The organism is Saccharomonospora iraqiensis subsp. paurometabolica YIM 90007 (assembly GCF_000231035.2).
GTDB classification, from domain to species: domain Bacteria; phylum Actinomycetota; class Actinomycetes; order Mycobacteriales; family Pseudonocardiaceae; genus Saccharomonospora; species Saccharomonospora paurometabolica.
Window position 1 is genome coordinate 30,413 of sequence record NZ_KI912185.1, and the last position, 18,471, is coordinate 48,883.

17 protein-coding genes and 1 tRNA gene are annotated in these 18,471 nt (G+C 70.7%); 10 read left to right on the forward strand and 8 right to left on the reverse strand.

Going from position 1 to position 18,471, the window contains the following annotated elements; genetic code table 11:
- The first annotated feature begins 7 nt into the window (after nucleotides 1–7).
- Nucleotides 8–268 (forward strand): hypothetical protein, encoded by a 261-nt coding sequence (locus SACPADRAFT_RS0200200; protein WP_007023418.1) that lies wholly within the window; start codon nucleotides 8–10, stop codon nucleotides 266–268.
- A gap of 82 nt (nucleotides 269–350) precedes the next feature.
- The gene (locus tag SACPADRAFT_RS24435) at nucleotides 351–605 is read left to right on the forward strand and encodes a ScoMcrA-related endonuclease (protein ID WP_007023419.1); all 255 of its coding nucleotides are present in this window, start codon (nucleotides 351–353) and stop codon (nucleotides 603–605) included.
- A gap of 62 nt (nucleotides 606–667) precedes the next feature.
- On the opposite strand, the gene SACPADRAFT_RS0200210 is transcribed toward SACPADRAFT_RS24435, so the two are convergent.
- The 3 genes from SACPADRAFT_RS0200210 to SACPADRAFT_RS0200220 form a co-directional block, all read right to left on the reverse strand.
- Nucleotides 668–940, reverse strand: coding sequence for a DUF7660 family protein (locus tag SACPADRAFT_RS0200210; protein WP_157576991.1), 273 nt, complete (start codon nucleotides 938–940; stop codon nucleotides 668–670).
- Nucleotides 941–982: 42 nt separating this feature from the next.
- Nucleotides 983–1,609 carry an IMPACT family protein gene (locus SACPADRAFT_RS0200215; RefSeq protein WP_007023420.1) on the reverse strand — a complete coding sequence of 209 codons (627 nt, stop codon included), beginning with the start codon at nucleotides 1,607–1,609 and terminating at the stop codon, nucleotides 983–985.
- A gap of 283 nt (nucleotides 1,610–1,892) precedes the next feature.
- Nucleotides 1,893–1,966 (reverse strand) — tRNA-Leu (locus tag SACPADRAFT_RS0200220).
- Between the two features lie 202 nt (nucleotides 1,967–2,168).
- On the opposite strand from SACPADRAFT_RS0200220, the gene SACPADRAFT_RS0200225 reads away from it, so the two are divergent.
- Nucleotides 2,169–2,801, forward strand: coding sequence for an ANTAR domain-containing response regulator (locus SACPADRAFT_RS0200225; RefSeq protein ID WP_007023421.1), 633 nt, complete (start codon nucleotides 2,169–2,171; stop codon nucleotides 2,799–2,801).
- 46 nt (nucleotides 2,802–2,847) lie between these two features.
- Here the strand turns inward: SACPADRAFT_RS0200225 and SACPADRAFT_RS24440 are convergent, their stop codons facing one another.
- Together SACPADRAFT_RS24440 and SACPADRAFT_RS0200235 are read right to left on the reverse strand one after the other, a co-directional pair.
- Nucleotides 2,848–4,638 (reverse strand): hypothetical protein, encoded by a 1,791-nt coding sequence (locus SACPADRAFT_RS24440; RefSeq protein ID WP_007023422.1) that lies wholly within the window; start codon nucleotides 4,636–4,638, stop codon nucleotides 2,848–2,850.
- A gap of 128 nt (nucleotides 4,639–4,766) precedes the next feature.
- On the reverse strand, nucleotides 4,767–5,210 hold the full coding sequence (locus SACPADRAFT_RS0200235) for a PaaI family thioesterase (RefSeq protein ID WP_007023423.1): 444 nt from the start codon (nucleotides 5,208–5,210) through the stop codon (nucleotides 4,767–4,769).
- A 62-nt stretch (nucleotides 5,211–5,272) separates the two neighbouring features.
- Here SACPADRAFT_RS0200235 and polA point away from each other — a divergent pair, with 62 nt between their 5' ends.
- Together polA and SACPADRAFT_RS0200245 are read left to right on the forward strand one after the other, a co-directional pair.
- Nucleotides 5,273–7,981 (forward strand): DNA polymerase I, encoded by a 2,709-nt coding sequence (gene polA / locus SACPADRAFT_RS0200240; RefSeq protein ID WP_007023424.1) that lies wholly within the window; start codon nucleotides 5,273–5,275, stop codon nucleotides 7,979–7,981.
- Nucleotides 7,982–8,041: 60 nt separating this feature from the next.
- The gene (locus tag SACPADRAFT_RS0200245) at nucleotides 8,042–8,671 is read left to right on the forward strand and encodes a Rossmann-fold NAD(P)-binding domain-containing protein (protein ID WP_007023425.1); all 630 of its coding nucleotides are present in this window, start codon (nucleotides 8,042–8,044) and stop codon (nucleotides 8,669–8,671) included.
- Between the two features lie 107 nt (nucleotides 8,672–8,778).
- On the opposite strand, the gene SACPADRAFT_RS0200250 is transcribed toward SACPADRAFT_RS0200245, so the two are convergent.
- The gene (locus SACPADRAFT_RS0200250; RefSeq protein ID WP_007023426.1) at nucleotides 8,779–9,678 is read right to left on the reverse strand and encodes a class I SAM-dependent methyltransferase; all 900 of its coding nucleotides are present in this window, start codon (nucleotides 9,676–9,678) and stop codon (nucleotides 8,779–8,781) included.
- Between the two features lie 547 nt (nucleotides 9,679–10,225).
- Here SACPADRAFT_RS0200250 and rpsA point away from each other — a divergent pair.
- Both rpsA and coaE read left to right on the forward strand, forming a co-directional pair.
- A complete protein-coding gene (gene rpsA, locus SACPADRAFT_RS0200255; protein WP_007023427.1) occupies nucleotides 10,226–11,749 on the forward strand; it encodes a 30S ribosomal protein S1 in 1,524 nt (507 codons plus the stop codon).
- Between the two features lie 191 nt (nucleotides 11,750–11,940).
- On the forward strand, nucleotides 11,941–13,143 hold the full coding sequence (gene coaE / locus SACPADRAFT_RS0200260) for a dephospho-CoA kinase (protein WP_028662103.1): 1,203 nt from the start codon (nucleotides 11,941–11,943) through the stop codon (nucleotides 13,141–13,143).
- 171 nt (nucleotides 13,144–13,314) lie between these two features.
- On the opposite strand, the gene SACPADRAFT_RS0200265 is transcribed toward coaE, so the two are convergent.
- Nucleotides 13,315–13,830, reverse strand: a complete 516-nt coding sequence (locus SACPADRAFT_RS0200265) for a ribonuclease FAU-1 family protein (protein WP_007023430.1) — start codon at nucleotides 13,828–13,830, stop codon at nucleotides 13,315–13,317.
- A 70-nt stretch (nucleotides 13,831–13,900) separates the two neighbouring features.
- On the opposite strand from SACPADRAFT_RS0200265, the gene SACPADRAFT_RS0200270 reads away from it, so the two are divergent.
- From SACPADRAFT_RS0200270 to uvrB, 3 genes are all read left to right on the forward strand, one after another.
- On the forward strand, nucleotides 13,901–15,166 hold the full coding sequence (locus SACPADRAFT_RS0200270) for a PucR family transcriptional regulator (RefSeq protein ID WP_007023431.1): 1,266 nt from the start codon (nucleotides 13,901–13,903) through the stop codon (nucleotides 15,164–15,166).
- Between the two features lie 151 nt (nucleotides 15,167–15,317).
- A complete protein-coding gene (locus SACPADRAFT_RS24445; protein WP_051442324.1) occupies nucleotides 15,318–15,584 on the forward strand; it encodes a hypothetical protein in 267 nt (88 codons plus the stop codon).
- A gap of 54 nt (nucleotides 15,585–15,638) precedes the next feature.
- Nucleotides 15,639–17,798 carry an excinuclease ABC subunit UvrB gene (gene uvrB, locus SACPADRAFT_RS0200280; RefSeq protein ID WP_028662105.1) on the forward strand — a complete coding sequence of 720 codons (2,160 nt, stop codon included), beginning with the start codon at nucleotides 15,639–15,641 and terminating at the stop codon, nucleotides 17,796–17,798.
- Between the two features lie 4 nt (nucleotides 17,799–17,802).
- Here the strand turns inward: uvrB and SACPADRAFT_RS0200285 are convergent, their stop codons facing one another.
- Nucleotides 17,803–18,183 (reverse strand): VOC family protein, encoded by a 381-nt coding sequence (locus SACPADRAFT_RS0200285; protein ID WP_007023434.1) that lies wholly within the window; start codon nucleotides 18,181–18,183, stop codon nucleotides 17,803–17,805.
- Nucleotides 18,184–18,471 lie beyond the last annotated feature (288 nt).

Below are 18,471 nucleotides of genomic sequence, written 5' to 3' on the forward strand. Positions count from 1 at the left end.
ATGCGCAGTGACCGGGGAAAAGGCGAAGTCGACGTCCTCGGCGGTGTTCGTCTGGCGTCTCCTCGCGGGTGCCTTCGTCGCCGCCGTCGGCGTGTACCTCCTGCTCGGATCGGACAACCCGGAATGGCTGTCCGCTCTCCAGGTGGTCGCCGGGGTGGTGCTCACACTGGACGCGACACGACACTTCCGCCGGTCGCGGCGTGCCGCAACGGGCGTGAACGCGGAGGACACGGAGCCGCACCCAGGGGCATCGTCTGGTCACCGGTGATCTGGTGGCCTATCCTGTCCGCGTGGGACTCACCGATGTGACTCGGCATGCCGTTCTCTCGGCCATCGAGGAATGTGACCGCGTGGGCAGGGAACGATTCCTGGCCGACCACGGCTACGCGGAGGCTCGTGCGTACCTGCTCCAGTACGAGGGCAGGAGCTACGACTCGAAAGCGATCATCGGTGTCGCGCACGGCTACCTGTCGGGGCGCGAGCCGTTGCGGTCCGACGAGTTCACCGGAGGGGAACAGAACGTGGTCCGGAGACTGCGACTGCTCGGGTTCCACGTGACTACGTCCAACGACGAACCGGAGACGCCGGCCTCAAGCGCAGGCTGACTGCTCCGTCGGCCTACGGCCCTTTGCCATCCGGTCACGCCGATGAGCCGGAAGCAGCCGAGTCACTCGTATGTCAGGGCCGCGCGGAAGAGAGCCGCGACGAGTGGCCAGGTAGGCGCTTCCGGCGTAGGTTCATCTCGCCACGCGAAATAGCCGTCCATGTCAAGGAGCCACGCAGTGGCCGCCTCGAGGAAATCCTCCGTTGTTGCGTTCTCGGCAGGTATGCGTCCTTGACGAATCATCGAGGTGAGGGAGCCCAGATACGTCGAAAGCTCCGCTCGAGAACTGATCGATTCCGGATCGAGCGTGTGCTCCATATCGTTGCGGTCCGGCATGACGGGGTTGACTCCCGGTGTCGTAGGGGTGAGTCTGAACGTTCAGGGCAGGTAGAGGTCGACCGGACCGGCGTCGACAGCCTCGACCCCGGCGCCGGAATGTTCGGCCAGCCATGCCGCGAAGCTGTCCACCTCGGCGGTGGGCACGGCGACGGTGAAGGTGACGTCGGAGGCGTAGTCCACGTCCCGCAGCCGGTACGGGGAGTGGCGCAGGTCGTGCTCCAGCCGCCCGGCGCGGTCGTGCGGGACGGCCACCAGCATCGCGCGGTGACGCACCCGGCGGAGCTCACCGACGATGTCCAGCGTCGCACTGAGGGCGGCGGAGTAGGCACGGACCAGGCCACCGGCGCCGAGCTTGGTGCCGCCGAACCACCGGGACACCACGGCGACCACATCGGTCAGATCGCGCCGGGTCAGCACCTCCAGCATCGGCACACCGGCCGTACCCGACGGCTCGCCGTCGTCGTTGCTGCGGGCCGTGAGTGCACCCGTGTCGGGGTCGCCGATCCGCAGGGCGACGCAGTGGTGGGTGGCGTCCGGCCCGGCCTTCCGGACCCGCGCGATCATCGCCGAGGCCTCGTCGACGTCCGCGACCCGCGCCACGGTGCACCGGAACAGCGAGCGCTGGATGTCGATCTCGTGCTCCCCGTCGTGGGCGATCACCCGCATCGGCCGACTCCTTCCCGCCCCGCCCGGTGGCACGAACCAGGGGCTTGGTCGAAGCGTCGCACCGTGCACGCACCTGAGGTTCTGGGGGTTCGTCGCCCGGATCGTAGCGAACGCGGTGTCATGGCCGGTGGAGCACTGTGAGCGACGACCGACCTTCCGGGCCGCACAGGGACCACAGGACGCCGGAAGCGGCGGTACACAGCCGGACACGGTCGGACAGTACGAGAACGGCCCCTCGCCGCGTTTGCGCTGGTAAGGGGCCGTTTCGTGTGGTTTCGGAGGGTGCCCCCGGTGCGACTCGAACGCACACTGGACGGATTTTGAGTCCGCTGCCTCTGCCGATTGGGCTACGGGGGCGTGGTGACGCGCACTTTACTCCCCGTCGTCCGGAGTCGGACAGCGGGTCGGGCGGTCGGGGGTGGTGGGCCGGAACACCTGGGCAGTGGCGATCACCGCACGTGGCGAACGCCATCACGACCCGGGCCGTTGTTACCGGTAGCCTTTCCCGTAGCGGAACGCCGCTGTCAACCGTACCCGTCGAACGCCAGGAGGAACCCCGGTGAGCGAAGCGGCTACCGAGGCCAACGACGCCGCCGCCACGCCCCAGCGCCGTGTGCTCGTCGCCGAGGACGAGGCGCTGATCCGTCTCGACCTCGTCGAGATGCTCCGCGAAGAGGGCTACGACGTGGTCGGTGAGGCCGGAGACGGGGAAGAGGCCATCAAGCTCGCCACCGATCTGCGACCCGATCTGGTCATCCTCGACGTGAAGATGCCCAAGCTCGACGGCATCGACGCCGCCGCGAAGATCACCGGCGACCGGATCGCTCCCGTGGTGATCCTGACGGCGTTCAGCCAGCGGGACCTGGTGGAGCGCGCCCGCGAGGCGGGCAGCATGGCGTACCTGGTCAAGCCGTTCGCCAAGCGTGACCTGGTGCCCGCGATCGAACTCGCGGTCAGCCGGTTCTCCGAGCTGAAGGCGCTGGAGTCGGAGGTCGCCGGGCTCAACGACCGCCTGGAGACCCGCAAGCTGATCGACCGCGCCAAGGGCCTGCTCATGACCCACCAGGGCCTCACCGAGCCGGACGCCTTCCGCTGGATCCAGCGCACCGCGATGGACCGGCGGACCACCATGAAGGCTGTCGCCGAGGCGGTCATCGACAACTTCGGCACCGAGAAGGACACGAGCAAGTAGGCCGACCTCCCGCCGGCCGCGCCCGGCGCGGGCGGGCCGGTGGTCCTCAGGAGTTCGGCGCCTTGAACGACGCCTTCCGCGCCGCCTTCGCGACATCCGCGTCCGGGTGGTGGCGGCCGATCAGCGTGAGCACCGTGTGCCGGTGCGGATGGTCGAGGCGCCACATCGTGTCGAACACCGACTCCTCGCCCGGGCGCACGGCCTCGGCCAGATTCCCCGCCAGGTCGTCGGGCAGATCCTCCTCGTCGACCGCGCAGTAGAGGTCGAGCAGCAGCCACGCCAGGTCCTGGTCGTCCTGCTCGAACTCCGGCGCGGGTCCGTGCAGGTCGGTCAACGCCTGCCTGGCGTACGGGCGCAGCGCCGGCTCGTCGAGCAGCTCGCGCCAGACCGCGTCGGCGTCCTCCCCGAGTTCGCGCAGCAGGGACGTGGCGATCAGACGTTCGTCCGGGCCCGCGTCCCGGGCCGCGTCCGCGAGCGCCCGCGCGGCCGTGTCGGCGTCGCGGACCGCGCGCCAGCCCCGCCATTCGTCCCGCAGGTCGTCGTCGGTGCCCGCGGTCCCGACCGCGAGCAGGTGCTCGGCGCTCATCTCCGCGGGTGGTGGGAGCAGGGGGATCTCCAGATCGTCGCTGAGCTCAGTCCACAGTGCGGAGAAACCGAGCGGACGCAGTCGCACGACGTCCACGTCGTCGATGTCGACCGCGCCGAGATCGGCCAGCCGTCCGTAGAGCACCCGGGCGGGGTCGCCGTGCACGGCGACCCAGTCCTCCCACGCCTCGTCCGCCCGTCCCGCGGGCAGGTCGTCCACCGCCATCTGCCGGATCATGCCGCTGTTCCGGGCCAGCGGGAGTCCGTCCCGGCGTGCCGCGAACAGCGGCAGCAGGGTGCTGCCCGCCGGGCGCAGGTCCAGGTCGATCTCGGCGGCGCGCTCGGCGTCGGTCACCATGCTCCACGCGCTCATCTCCGTGAGCGCCTGCCGCCAGACGAGCAGCACTGTGTCGTCGTCGCCGTCCGCCCACTCGTCGGCGACCTCCCCGGAGACCGCCCCGGTGTCCTCCACGTCCACGAAGCCGAGCGCCTCGGCCAGCTCCCACAGCTGCGCCAGTTCCGCGAGGCGGGCGTCGCTGTCCGGGGCGAGGTCGGGGTCGCCGAGGGCGAGCTCGTCCACCACCGCCGCCGCGTCCGCGGGCTCGAGATCGCCCTCGGCGGTCACGGGCCGACCGTCCCCGACCCAGCGGGCCAGCGCCAGGACACGGGCCAGACGCGGGCTCGCGCGTGCCTCGTCCGCGAGCTCGGCCTCGGACGGCAGTCGCAACGGCGGCAACCGGTCCGTCCCGAACACCGCGACAAGGTCGGCCACCCGGTCCGCGTCCTCGTCCTCCCCGGTGCCGGCCGAGTCCCCGGCCTCCCCGGGCCCGGCGGACACGTCCGCCTCCCGCCCCTCAGGCTCCGTCCCGACGAGATCGTGGAACGCGCCCGCGACCTCCTCGGCGAGTACGGCGTCGCCGAACTCGTCCGCCGCGGCGTCGATCTCCCGGCGCAGCTTCGCCCCGAGGGTGGCCGGAACGAGGCCGGTGTCGGCGGCGTACTCCACGACGGCCCGGGCCGCGTCCAGCACCGCGTCGATCCGGTCCGTGCCCACCCGGTCGGGGCAGTGGTCGAGCAGCAGCTCGGTCGCGGCGCCCTCCGTCAGGTCCCCCAGGTCGGTGACACCGAGGTCGTCCGACAGCGCCTCGAGGACCACGCCGAGGCCGTCGGCGGCCGGGAGGGACCGGCGGCCGGATCGTTCGGCCCACCGGGTGACGGCGTCGGTGGTGGCGGCGATCTCGTCGTGTCGCATCGGGCGAGGTTATCGCCGGTTCCGGGCGGCGCGCCGCCCGACGGTGCGCGGGTGTGGACAACCGGCGGGTCGCCGCGTCCGCGGGACAGCGGCTGTGGACGGTCCCGGTGTCGAACGGCGCCGGCGGTTCACGCCGCGGTCGGACGGGGCCGGACCACGCAGGTGAGCCGGGCGGTGCAGCTGCGTTTACCCGCCTCGTCGCTGATGGTGATGTCCGCGGTCACCGTGCCGCGTCCCACGTGCAACGGGGTCGCCACCCCCGTGACGTGCCCGGAGGTGACCGCGCGGTGGTGGGTGCAGGACAGCTCCAGCCCCATCGCGACCCGGTCGGCCCCCGCGTTCAGCGCCGCGACCGTGGAGCCGAGTGCCTCCGCGAGAACGGCGTTGGCGCCCCCGTGCAGGAGCCCGTACGGCTGAAGATTTCCCTCGACCGGCATCGTGGCGGTGACCCGTTCCGGGGACAACTCGGTGAAGCTGAGTCCCACCTTGTCGTTGAGTTGCTGCTCGGCGATCTCCGGGCTGACGCCGGACAGCTCCTCACGGACTCGCTCCTCGGACACGTGCTCGGTCACTCGCGGCTCCTCGGTCGACACGACGGGCCAGGCTGTCGGCCCCTCAGCCTAGACTCACGGGGGTGAGCCCCAACGAGAACACCTCCGTAGCGAACGACACACCGCGGCTTCTGCTGATCGACGGCCATTCCATGGCGTATCGCGCGTTCTTCGCCGTGCCCGCCGACCGGTTCCAGACCTCCACCGGCCAGGTGACCAACGCGGTGTTCGGGTTCACCTCGATGCTGATCAACCTGCTGCGCGACGAGAACCCCACCCACCTCGCGGTCGCGTTCGACGTGTCGCGGCAAACCTTCCGCACGGAGGTCTTCGAGGACTACAAGGCGAACCGGTTGACCACCCCCGACGAGTTCCGGGGCCAGGTGGAACTCGTCCGGGAGGTACTCGCCGCCCTCTCGATCCCGGTGCTGGACAAGGAGGGCTACGAGGCCGACGACGTGATCGCCACGCTGACCACGCAGGCCGAGAACGAGTACGACGTCCTGATCTGTACCGGGGACCGGGACGCGCTGCAGCTGGTCAACGACTCGGTGACCGTGCTCTATCCCCGCAAGGGAGTGTCCGACCTCGTCCGGTTCGACCCGGCCGGGGTCGAGGAGAAGTACGGACTCTCACCGGACCAGTACCCGGACTTCGCCGCCCTGCGCGGCGACCCGTCGGACAACCTGCCCGGCATCCCGGGGGTGGGGGAGAAGACCGCGACGAAGTGGATCCGCCAGTTCGGCTCGCTGGACGCGCTCGTCGACCGGGTCGACGAGGTCAAGGGCAAGGTCGGCGACACGCTCCGGGCGCATCTCGACTCCGTGGTGCTGAACCGGCAGCTCACCGAGCTCATCCGGCAGGTGCCGCTGGAGGTCACCCCGGCTGACCTCGCGCTGCGCCCCTGGGACCGGGACGCGGTGCACCGGGTCTTCGACGAGCTCGAGTTCCGTGTCCTGCGTGACCGGCTGTTCGCGTCCCTGTCCAGTGCCGAACCGGAGGCCGACGCCGGTTTCGAGGTCACGGGCACCGCGCTGGAGCCGGGCACCGTGTCCGACTGGCTGGCACGCAACGTCCCCCGCGGCAGCACCGTGGGGCTGTCCGCGCGCACCACCGGCGCGTCGGTGGAGGCGGACCTGCGGTCGCTGGCGCTGTCGACCGCGGACGGCCACGGTGCCTACGTCGACGTCGCCACGGTGACCGAGGAGGACGACCGGGCACTCGCGGCGTGGCTGGCCGACCCGGAGGTGGCCAAGGTCGGACACTCGCTGAAGACGGCGCTGCACGCGCTGCGGGCCCGGGGGTGGTTCCCCGAGGGGCTGGCGATGGACACCGAGCTCGCCGCGTATCTCGTACGGCCGGGTCAACGGTCGTTCGAGCTCGACGACCTGGTGCTGCGGTATCTGCGCCGGGAGCTGACGTCCGAGACCCCGGACGACGGGGGGCAGATGTCGCTGTTGGACACCGGCGACACCGACACCCAGCACGTGCACGCCGAGCTGGTGCGCGCCCGCGCCGTGGCGGAGCTGTCCGGTGTCCTGGCCGACGAGCTCACCACCATCGGTGGGGCGGACCTGCTCCGGGACATCGAGATGCCGCTGCTGTCGGTGATCACCGAACTCGAGGCGGCGGGCATCGCCGTGGACGCCGACGCGCTGACCACGCTGGAGGCGCACTATGCGAGCCGGGTGAAGGAGGCCACCGAGAACGCGTACTCGGTGATCGGCAAGCAGATCAACCTGGGCTCACCGAAACAGCTCCAGGTCGTGCTCTTCGACGAGCTGGGCATGCCGAAGACGAAGCGCACCAAGACCGGCTACACCACCGACGCCGACGCGCTCCAGACCCTCTACGAGAAGACCGAGCACCCGTTCCTGGCCCACCTGCTCGAACACCGGGACGCCACCCGCCTGCGCACCACCGTCGAGGGCCTGATCAAGGCGATCGCCGACGACGGCCGCATCCACACCACGCTGCACCAGACGATCGCCGCCACCGGGCGGCTGTCGTCGGTCGACCCGAACCTGCAGAACATCCCGATCCGGACCGACGAGGGCCGCCGCATCCGGGACGCCTTCGTCGTCGGCGAGGGCTACTCCCAGCTCATGACCGCCGACTACAGCCAGATCGAGATGCGCATCATGGCGCACCTGTCCGGGGACGCGGCGCTCATCGAGTCGTTCCAGTCCGGATTCGACTTCCACGCGTCCACGGCGGCCCGGGTGTTCGGGGTGGAACCGACCGAGGTCGGTGGGGAACAGCGCGCCAAGATCAAGGCGATGAACTACGGACTGGCGTACGGGCTGTCCGCGTACGGACTGTCGCAGCAGCTGCGCATCTCCACCGAGGAGGCACGCGGGCTGATGGACGACTACTTCGCGGGCTTCGGCGGCGTGCGGGACTACCTGCGCGGCGTCGTCGACCAGGCCGCGAAGGACGGCTACACCCAGACCCTCTTCGGCCGCCGCCGCTACCTGCCCGACCTCACCAGCGACAACCGGCAGCGCCGTGAGATGGCGGAGCGCATGGCGCTCAACGCGCCCATCCAGGGGAGTGCGGCCGACATCATCAAGGTCGCCATGCTCGGGGTGCACCGGGCGCTGACGGACTCGGAACTGCGCAGCCGGGTCCTCCTGCAGGTGCACGACGAGCTCGTGCTGGAGGTCGCCGACGGGGAACAGGCCGACGTCGAGGCGCTGGTGCGGCGCGAGATGGGTGCGGCCTACCCGCTCTCGGTGCCGTTGGAGGTCTCGGTCGGGTACGGGCGGTCCTGGAACGAGGCCGCCCACTGACGCTCCCCGCCCGCCGCACACGGGAGATTAGCGGGTCACTCGTTCGGGTATTCGCAGGTCATGACAGGACCGTATGCACTGATCCTGGCCGGTTCGGGAATGCTGAAGGACGTCGCCGAGCAGTTGACCCGGGACGGCTGGTGTGTTCTGCTGCCCTGCCGTCGCTACAGCCCGGTCCCGGTCGCCTCGGACGGCGACCCCGTGGGCCGGGCGCTGTGGATCGAGGCCGACTGGGACGAGCCGGAGGAGTTGGCCCGCCGGGTCGCCGCGACCACCCACGGGGCTCGGGTCGACCTGCTGGTGGACTGGCTGCACGAGTCGCATCGCCGCCCGGTGCTGGCGGCCGTTTCCGGCCTGCTGGCGCCCACGGCGCCGGTCGTCGACGTACGCCCGGCGACCGAGGCCACCGGGACCACGACGCTGCCGCGGCCCGAGCCGGTTCTCGGGGAGCGGGCCACCCAGGAGGTCCTGTTGGGCGAGACCTCCGGTCTCGATCCCGAACGGCCGCTCGCGCACCGGGAGACCGTTGCCGGGGTGCTCAACGCGATCCGCCGGGCCCTCGACGGGGCGCCGTCCTCGCTGCATCTGGTCGGGGAGCGCAGGCCCCGCCCGCGCATTCCGCGTCCCCGCCTGCACTGGGACGAGACGGCCGCTCCCGCGGTGCCCCGGCCGCGTGTCGGAACCCCGTGAGGCGACCCCGTCCCGAGGGTCGGTGACGCCTGTGCGCCGCGCCCGGTCGGGGGCCTGTCCTGGAGACCCGTCGCTCCGGGGACACGGTCACGACCGGTGGCGGCGGGCTACTCCGCGACGCAGCGGAAGATCGCCGTGCCGGGGAACAGCTTGCCCCGCAGCGGGCTCCACTGCCCCCATACGCGGGTGTGGCCCTCCGGCCATTCCGGCTCGATCAGGTCGAGCAGGCGGAATCCGGTGTCGGCCAGCGCGCGGACGTAGTCGCCGAGCGTGTGCTGGTACTCGACATAGGTCGCGGCCCCGGAGTCGTCGACCTCGACGTAGGGGGTCCGGTCGAAGTAGGGCTGGGTGGCGGTGAGGCCGGCGGGGCCCGGATCGTCCGGAAAGATCCACCGCATCGGGTGAGTCACGGAGAACACCCAGCTCCCGCCTGGCCGCAGCACCCGCCGGACCTCCGCGAACACGGTCGCGGGCGAGGGCACGAACGGGAGCGCGCCGAACGCGGAACAGACGACGTCGAACCGGTCGCCGGCCAGGGGCAGGTGTTCGGCGTTGGCCTGGACCAGGGCCGGGTGCAGGCCGGTGTCCCGGTTGGCGGCCCGGGCGTGGGCGAGCATGCGGCCGGAGAGGTCCACGGCGACCACCCGCGCACCCTGCCCGGTCAGCCAGCGCGCACACGGTGCGGAGCCGCACCCCACCTCCAGCACGTCGGTGTCCGCGACGTCGCCGAGCAGATTGGCCTCGGCCTCGCGCAGTCCCTCGGGACACCACAGGAAGTCGGCCTCCCCCAGGAAGTCACCGTGGGCGCGATGGTAGTCGTCCGCGTCGGCGTCCCACCAGGCCAGGTTGGCCGACGCGGCCTCGGCGGAACCGACCCCGCGGTGCGCGACACCGGCCGTGCCGAGTGCGGCCTCGGCGCTGAGGTGGCGTTCCGGCCCGGTGGCCCACCCCGGGTCGGCCTCCGCCGGAGCGCTGGTCCCGGATCCGGAGGTACTGGGCTCTGCCACGGCACCGTTCCTCTCAGCCTGTCGTCGACCGGACGTTCCGGCGAAGAGAACCGTACGGCCGTCCCCGCCGCCGGGAAGCGGGCACCCGGAGGCCCGGCCGGGGTGTGATCCCGCGCGCTCCCCGGGGCATGCGCACGCGGGCGCGCGGACCCTGATTGTGCGGTCTCCTCGCCACCGCGTAGGATAACCGTTAGCGCAGTGGGTTCGCGCTGCCTTCGAGCCGGCTCGTGTGGTCACCGCCTCGTGTGGTACCCGCACGGACGCTGGGGAGTCGGGGTCGCGCACCATCTGGTGATGCTCGCGGCCGTTCCCGGATGAACGACAGCGTCGTCATCGCTGCGCCGCGCCGTTCAACACCAGACCGGCGTCGACAACTTCAGACAGCTTCCCAACTTCAGACGAGCTCTCGACCTCGGAGAACGCTGAGTCACCCGCACAAGGCCGGAACTCCGGGCCGCGGGGGATTCGCCTCAGACCGCTCCGCGGTCCGGAGAGCCGAGCACCTGCACATCGACGAGACCTAGCCGCAACCGGAGCAACCCACCTAATGACCATCGACACCACCGCCGCCCCGAGCGCCTCCGAGCAGGCGAAGCAAGTCGCCGTGAACGACATCGGGTCGGAGGACGACTTCCTCGCTGCTATCGACAAGACAATCAAATACTTCAACGATGGGGACATCGTCGAAGGCACCATCGTCAAGGTCGATCGCGACGAAGTGCTGCTCGACATCGGATACAAGACCGAGGGTGTCATTCCCTCCCGCGAACTGTCCATCAAGCACGATGTCGACCCGGCCGAGGTTGTCGCCGTCGGTGATGCGGTGGAGGCCCTTGTCCTGCAGAAGGAGGACAAGGAAGGGCGCCTGATCCTGTCCAAGAAGCGCGCCCAGTACGAGCGCGCCTGGGGCACCATCGAGGAGCTCAAGGAGCGCGACGAGCCGGTCAGCGGCACGGTCATCGAGGTCGTCAAGGGCGGCCTCATCCTGGACATCGGCCTGCGCGGCTTCCTGCCGGCCTCGCTGGTGGAGATGCGCCGGGTGCGCGACCTCCAGCCGTACGTCGGCCGCGAGCTCGAGGCGAAGATCATCGAGCTGGACAAGAACCGCAACAACGTGGTGCTGTCCCGGCGCGCCTACCTGGAGCAGACCCAGTCCGAGGTCCGCAGCGAGTTCCTCAACGCGCTGGCAAAGGGGCAGGTCCGCAAGGGTGTCGTGTCCTCGATCGTCAACTTCGGTGCCTTCGTCGACCTCGGCGGTGTCGACGGACTGGTGCACGTCTCCGAGCTGTCCTGGAAGCACATCGACCACCCGAGCGAGGTCGTCGAGGTCGGCCAGGAGGTCACGGTCGAGGTGCTCAGCGTCGAGATGGACCGCGAGCGCGTGTCCCTGTCGCTGAAGGCCACCCAGGAGGACCCCTGGCGCCAGTTCGCCCGCACCCACGCGATCGGTCAGATCGTGCCGGGCAAGGTCACCAAGCTCGTCCCGTTCGGTGCGTTCGTCCGCGTCGAGGAGGGCATCGAGGGCCTGGTGCACATCTCCGAGCTGGCCGAGCGGCACGTGGAGATCCCGGAGCAGGTCGTCCAGGTCGGCGGCGAGGTCATGGTCAAGGTCATCGACATCGACCTGGAGCGGCGTCGGATCTCCCTCTCGCTGAAGCAGGCGAATGAGGGCTTCACCCCGGACGCCGAGTTCGACCCGACCCAGTACGGGATGGCCGCCGAGTACGACGACCAGGGCAACTACATCTACCCCGAGGGCTTCGACCCGGACACCCAGGAGTGGCAGGAAGGCTACGACAAGCAGCGCGAGGAGTGGGAGCGCCAGTACGCCGAGGCGCACAACCGCTACGAGCAGCACATGCGCCAGGTGGCCGAGGCCCAGGCGGCCAACGCCGCGGCCGTGGCCGACCAGGCCACGGGCAGCACCAGCAGCAGCTCCGGTGGTGGCGGCGGTGCCGAGGAGCAGAGCTACGGCTCCGCCCAGCCCGAGCAGGACGAGCGTTCGGGCGGCACGCTGGCCAGTGACGAGCAGCTCGCCGCCCTGCGGGAGAAGCTCTCCGGCGGCGCCTGAGCCGGGTAACACCCCGTGAGAAGGCCCCCGGTCCACCCGGACCGGGGGCCTTCTCTCATGCCCGCGAGTTGCCACTTCATGCCCGCGAGTTGCCACTTCATGCCCGCGAGTTGCCACTTCATGCCCGCGAGTTGCCACTCCGGGCTGAGATCCCCGCGGGGTGGATGTGGCGGGCATGGTTCAATGCCGCCATGTTGCGAGTCGGGCTGACGGGCGGGATCGGTGCGGGGAAGTCGACCGTGGCGGACCGGCTCGCCGAACACGGGGCGGTGGTGATCGACGCCGACCGCATCGCACGCGAGGTGGCCGAGCCGGGGACGGACGGGCTCGCGGAGCTCGTCGCGGAGTTCGGCCGGGACATTCTGACTCCTGAGGGTGCACTGGACCGCACGGCACTCGCCGCACGGGCGTTCGCCGACGACGCCGCCCGTGCGCGGCTCAACGCGGTGCTGCACCCCCGGATCGGGGCACGGACCGCCGAGTTGATGGACACCGCGCCCGTCGACGCGATTGTCGTGCACGACGTGCCGCTGCTCGTCGAGGGCGGGCTGGCCCCGAGCTACCACCTCGTCGTCGTGGTCGACGCCGACGAGGACGTGCGGGTACGGCGGCTGGCCGAGACACGGGGGATGGGCGGGGACGACGCCCGTGCCCGCATCGCGGCGCAGGCGAGCACCGCCGAGCGTCGCGCCGCGGCCGACGTCTGGCTGGACAACGGTGGCGATCGGGACGCGGTTCTCCGTGCCGTGGACGAGCTGTGGATCGACCGGCTGGTGCCGTTCGAGCAGAACATCCGCCTACGCACTCCCCGCGCGCCCGCACCGCCGGAGGTGGTGCCGGCCGACCCGACCTGGCCGGAACAGGCGGCGCGCGTGTGTGCCCGCCTCCGACTGATCACGCAGGAGCGCGCCGTGCGGGTCGACCATGTCGGGTCGACCGCGGTGCCCGGTCTGCCCGCCAAGGACGTGCTCGACCTCCAGCTCGTGGTCCCGAGCCTGCGGGACGCCGACACACTGCGGGAGACGTTGGCGGACGCCGGATTTCCGGAGGCCGAGGGCGAGTGGTTCGACCACGCGACCGACGGCACGGGTCACCGGGAGAAACGGCTGCACCTCGGTGCCGACCCGGCACGGCCGGTCAACCTGCACGTGCGACCCGCGGAGGGACCCGCGTGGCGGCTGGCCGTGCTGTTCCGTGACTGGCTCCGTGCCGTCCCGGGGGAGGCCGCCGCCTACGCGGAGGTGAAGCGACGGCTGGCCGCCGACCACGCCGACGACCCGAACGTGCTCGCCTACGCCGAGGCGAAGCAGCCGTGGATCACGGCGGCGTTCGGCCGTGCCGAGGCGTGGGCGGCGGAGACGGGGTGGACTCCGGACCGCAGCGACCGGGAGTGAGGCCGACGGGGCGCGTCCCCACCGTCCGCCCCAGCCGTGACACCACTCCGGGGGACGACTCGCGGGCCTGGAGTGGCGACTCGCGGTTTTGAGGAGTCAACTCGCGGTCCTGGGGAGTCAACTCGCGGTCCTGGGGAGTCAACTCGCGGGTATGGGGTGGGGACTCGCGGGTTACGGGTGGCGGTGCCAGGTGAGGTGGATGTCGGTGGCGGCGAGCCAGCGGGTGAGGTCGTAGTCGTGGGAGGCGAGGGCGTCCACCGTGGCGAACGCGGTGTCGAGGGCGGCGTGGGCCTGTTCCTGGGTGAGGTGGCCCGCCACGATGGCCGCCAGCAGCTCGTCGGTGTCCAGCACCTCCACTCCGTGCCCGGTGCGCAGCACGAGGTCCAGATACAGGTCGGTGGTGCGCCAGACGTCCCCGTCGACGTCGATGGTCACCACGTCGAGGTAGAAGTTCTGGTCGCGCTCGTGCCCGGGGTTGAACCAGAAGTCGGTGATCTTGAGCCCGAGCGAGGGCAGGAGCCAGGATTCCAGGTAGTGGAACTGGGAGCGGCCCGGTGTCGGCCGCGCGATGTAGAGGCCGAACGGTTCCAGCCGGTGTTCGGCGATGGTGCGCGCGATCCCTTTCGGGTCGACGTTGGTGTTCGTGGCGAGGTCCAGACGCTCGTGTTTCGGCGGGTGCACGGCCATGGCCACATCCTGACGTGTCTCCGGCGGGTTGACACCCCCGGAACGAGTGTCACGCTCTAGAGTGGCGCGCGTGCAGGGCGAGACCAACATCACGCGCAATCTGTCGGACGTCGCCGCGGCGATGGCGGGCCGCGAGGAGGAGCTCACCCACGAGCTGGTGGCCCTGTACGAGCGGGAGCTCCCCCACCTCGTCAACGACGACGAGGGCATGGTGAGCCTGCTGTCGTCGAGCGTGTACCAGAACATCGACACCGCGCTGGGTCTGTTCCGGCACGGAATCGACCCGACCCGCGTGGAGGCGCCCGCCGCGGCGATCGAGTACGCCCGCAGGCTGGCCCAGCGGGGCACGTCCGTGGTGGACCTGATCCGCGCCTACTACCTCGGACAGACCGCGGTGCTGGACAACGCGCTCGACGAGGGCGCGCGGCAGATCAACGAACCCGGCGAACTCGGCAGCTCGATGCGCCGGGCCCTGAGCACGGCGTTCACCTTCATCGACCGGGTCACCCTGCAGGTCGTCTCGGCCTACGAGGACGAGCGCGACCGCTGGATGGCCAACCGCAGCGCGGTCCGCGCGGCGCGGGTCCGGGCCGTGCTCGACGACGAGAACGTGGACGTCGATGCGGGTGAGGCCGCGCTCGGCTACCGGCTGCGCGGGCACCACGTCGGGATGATCCTGTGGTACCCCGCCCACACCCATCCGGCGGACCCGCTGGCCGGGCTCGAACGGGTCGCGCACCGGTTCGTGGACCGGCACACCGGCGAGAACCGGCCGCTGTTCGTCCCGCACGACGAGCTGTGCGCCTGGGTATGGCTGCCCGTGCCGGGGGAGCGCGGTCCCGACTGTGCGGAGGCGGAACGTGCCCTGGTCGAGTCCGACCCCGACGTGCGGGTGGCGCTGGGCGAGCCGGGGCGGGGACTGGCCGGGTTCCGCCGGACCCACCGGCAGGCGGCACGGGTGCAGGCCCTGGCCCGCGCGGCGGGGGAGAACTGCGCGCGGCTGCTCACCTTCGCCGAGGTCGGGGCCGTGGCACTGATGAGTACCGATCTGCAGGCCGCCCGGATGTGGGTGGAGGACACCCTCGGCGGTCTCACCGACGACGACCCCCAGCAGGACCGGTTGCGGGAGACGCTGCGGGTCTTCCTCGCCTCGGGGGCGAGTTACACCGCGGCGGCCGGCCAACTCTCGATGCACAAGAACTCGGTCCAGTACCGGGTACGCAAGGCGGAGGAGCTGCTGGGCCGGCCGATCGCGGAGAAGCGACTGGACATCGAACTGGCCCTCCGACTGTGCCATCGGCTCGGGACGGCGGTGCTGAGAACCGGGAAGCAGTAGTCGGACCGGAACACGGTGGCCGGACCGGGAGACGGTGATCGGACCGGGAGACAGTGGTCGCACGGTCTTCGGTCCGGCGGACCAGTCCGGCACCCCATCGTTGGTCGCCGGACACGAAGCGTCGCACTGGTTCCGCGATTATTCTCCCCGCATGGGGTCCACACTGCCTGAACCGGGGGAAGCGGTCGCGGTCGTCCGCCTACGGCGGGGGATCGTCGGGGAGACGAGACGGGTCAGTCACGTGCTCCCCGTCCCCCGGCCCGGACTGGTCCCCGACGAGCTGGCCGCGTTCTGCGGTGCCCGGTTGCAACCGGGTCAGGCCGAATGGTTGCCGTCGCTGACCGGTATGCCGTGCGAGCGGTGCCTGTCCGTGCTGATGACCCGGCGCCCGGCCGACGAGCTGGGGCTGGCGAGCTGATTCACAGGGTTCGCCACGCCGGAACCGTCGGTGGGTTCGCCTAACCTGGAAGACGTGGCATTCGCGACAGAACACCCCGTACTCGCGCACTCCGAGTTCCGGCCCGTCTCCGAGATCCCGCGGTCCGAGGGGCGGTTCGAGGTCGTGTCCGACTACGCGCCCGCGGGCGACCAGCCGGAGGCGATCGAGGAGCTGGACCGCAGGCTCTCCACGGGGGAGCGGGACGTCGTCCTGCTCGGGGCCACCGGGACCGGCAAGTCGGCGACGACGGCCTGGCTGATCGAACGGGTCCAGCGGCCCACCCTGGTGATGGCGCCGAACAAGACGCTGGCCGCGCAGCTGGCCAACGAGCTGCGGGAGTTCTTCCCGCACAACGCGGTCGAGTACTTCGTCAGCTACTACGACTACTACCAGCCCGAGGCCTACGTCCCGCAGACCGACACCTACATCGAGAAGGACTCCTCGGTCAACGACGACGTCGAGCGGTTGCGGCACTCGGCCACGATGAACCTGCTCTCCCGGCGGGACACCATCGTGGTCTCCAGCGTGTCCTGCATCTACGGCCTCGGCACCCCGCAGTCGTACCTCGACCGGTCGACCCGGCTGGCCGTCGGCGACGAGGTGGACCGGGACACGTTCCTGCGCGCGCTGGTCGACGTGCAGTACACCCGCAACGACGTCGCGTTCGCCCGGGGCACGTTCCGCGTGCGGGGGGACACTGTCGAGATCATCCCGGCCTACGAGGAGCTGGCCATCCGGGTCGAGTTCTTCGGCGACGAGATCGACAGTCTGTACTACCTGCACCCGCTCACCGGGGACATCGTCAACGAGGTGCAGGAGGTGCGGATCTTCCCCGCCACCCACTACGTCGCGGGGCCGGAACGCATGGAGAAGGCCGTCGCCGACATCGAGGCCGAGCTGGAGCAGCAGCTGGCCAAGCTGGAGAACCAGGGCAAGCTGCTGGAGGCCCAGCGGCTGCGGATGCGCACCACCTACGACGTCGAGATGATGCGCCAGGTGGGTTTCTGCTCGGGCATCGAGAACTACTCCCGGCACGTCGACGGGCGCGGGCCCGGTTCGGCACCGGCGACCCTGCTCGACTACTTCCCCGAGGACTTCCTGCTGGTCATCGACGAGTCGCACGTCACGGTGCCCCAGGTCGGCGGCATGTACGAGGGGGACGCCTCACGCAAGCGCACCCTGGTCGAGCACGGCTTCCGCCTGCCGAGCGCCCTGGACAACCGCCCGCTGACGTGGGAGGAGTTCTCCGACCGGGTCGGGCAGACGGTGTACCTGTCGGCGACGCCCGGCCCCTACGAGATGGGGCAGGCCGGCGGGGAGTTCGTCGAGCAGGTCATCCGCCCGACCGGCCTCGTGGACCCCGAGGTGGTCGTCAAGCCCACCGAGGGGCAGATCGACGACCTGGTGCACGAGGTGCGCGCCCGGGCCGAGCGGGACGAGCGCACGCTGGTCACCACGCTGACCAAGAAGATGGCCGAGGACCTCACCGACTACCTGCTCGAACTCGGCATCCGGGTGCGCTACCTGCACTCGGAGGTGGACACCCTGCGCCGGGTGGAGCTGTTGCGGCAGCTCCGGGCGGGTGATTTCGACGTGCTGGTGGGCATCAACCTCCTGCGGGAGGGGCTCGACCTGCCCGAGGTGTCCCTGGTGGCGATCCTGGACGCGGACAAGGAGGGATTCCTGCGCAGCGGTACCTCCCTGGTGCAGACGATCGGCCGCGCGGCGCGGAACGTCTCCGGGCAGGTGCACATGTACGCCGACACGGTCACCGACTCCATGCGGTACGCCATCGACGAGACCAACCGGCGGCGGGCGAAGCAGATCGCCTACAACACCGAACACGGCATCGACCCGCAGCCGCTGCGCAAGAAGATCGCCGACATCCTGGACCGCGTCTACACCGAGGCCGAGGACTCCGAGCAGGAGGTCGAGGTCGGCGGTTCGGGGCGCAACGCCTCGCGCGGCAAGAAGCCGGAGCAGGGGGACACGATGCGCAGCTCGGGTGTGCTCGTCGACCGCGACCCGACCACGATGCCCCGGGCGGAGCTCGCCGACCTCATCCAGCAGATGACCGACCAGATGATGCAGGCCGCCCGCGACCTCCAGTTCGAACTGGCGGCCCGGCTGCGCGACGAGATCGGCGAACTCAAGAAGGAACTCCGCGGCATGGACGCTGCCGGCGTCGAGTGACCGGTTACCGGGCGCTCGGGTCGGTTTCGAGCATGCCGAAGACGTTGCCCTCGGGGTCACGGCAGTAGACGATCCAGCCGACGTCGGCGATGGCGCTCTTCGTGGTGATCACGCTCCCGCCCGCCTGTTCGATCTCCCGGCTGAGCAGGTCGAGGTCCTCGACCTCCACCGTCAACGGGAAGGCGTTCAGGCTCGCGTCGGGGTCCGGCGGCGGGCCCTGACGTTGGGCCATACCCCCGTCGATGCCCGGTCCCTCACCCGTGGTGATCAGCCAGTACGAGGCCTCGGTCGAGCGCTCGAACGTCCAGTCGAACACCGTGGTGTAGAAGGTGATCGCTCGTTCCGGCTCGCTCGCGTGGATCTCGAAATGGACCGGACGCGGCATGGTGGTCTCCTCCGGGGACGACGCGGGGACGAGAGCGGACGGGCGCACGAGCCCACGCGGAAATTGTCGCCCCCCGCGGGCATACTTGCCATCCGCGGAACGGGCCCCGCGGACGGGTTCCGTCTCCCGTGGCGGCACCCGTGCGCGGTGTCGCACAGACGGCAGGCACCCGTGCACGGGGAGCGCGGGATGGTGACCGGTCGGCGCGGTCTCGGGACGAGGGGGACGCGCCGACCGGTCCCGTCGCCCCGGTCGCGGTGGTGTCCGCATGGCGGGGCGAGCGCCCGG

Coding starts and splice junctions, on each gene's coding strand:
- SACPADRAFT_RS0200210 (WP_157576991.1), bottom strand. CDS start 940: ATGCCGGACCGCAACGATATGGAGCACACGCTCGATCCGGAATCGATC.
- SACPADRAFT_RS0200215 (WP_007023420.1), bottom strand. CDS start 1,609: ATGCGGGTGATCGCCCACGACGGGGAGCACGAGATCGACATCCAGCGC.
- SACPADRAFT_RS24440 (WP_007023422.1), bottom strand. CDS start 4,638: ATGCGACACGACGAGATCGCCGCCACCACCGACGCCGTCACCCGGTGG.
- SACPADRAFT_RS0200245 (WP_007023425.1), top strand. CDS start 8,042: ATGACAGGACCGTATGCACTGATCCTGGCCGGTTCGGGAATGCTGAAG.
- rpsA (WP_007023427.1), top strand. CDS start 10,226: ATGACCATCGACACCACCGCCGCCCCGAGCGCCTCCGAGCAGGCGAAG.
- coaE (WP_028662103.1), top strand. CDS start 11,941: ATGTTGCGAGTCGGGCTGACGGGCGGGATCGGTGCGGGGAAGTCGACC.
- SACPADRAFT_RS0200265 (WP_007023430.1), bottom strand. CDS start 13,830: ATGGCCGTGCACCCGCCGAAACACGAGCGTCTGGACCTCGCCACGAAC.
- SACPADRAFT_RS24445 (WP_051442324.1), top strand. CDS start 15,318: ATGGGGTCCACACTGCCTGAACCGGGGGAAGCGGTCGCGGTCGTCCGC.
- SACPADRAFT_RS0200285 (WP_007023434.1), bottom strand. CDS start 18,183: ATGCCGCGTCCGGTCCATTTCGAGATCCACGCGAGCGAGCCGGAACGA.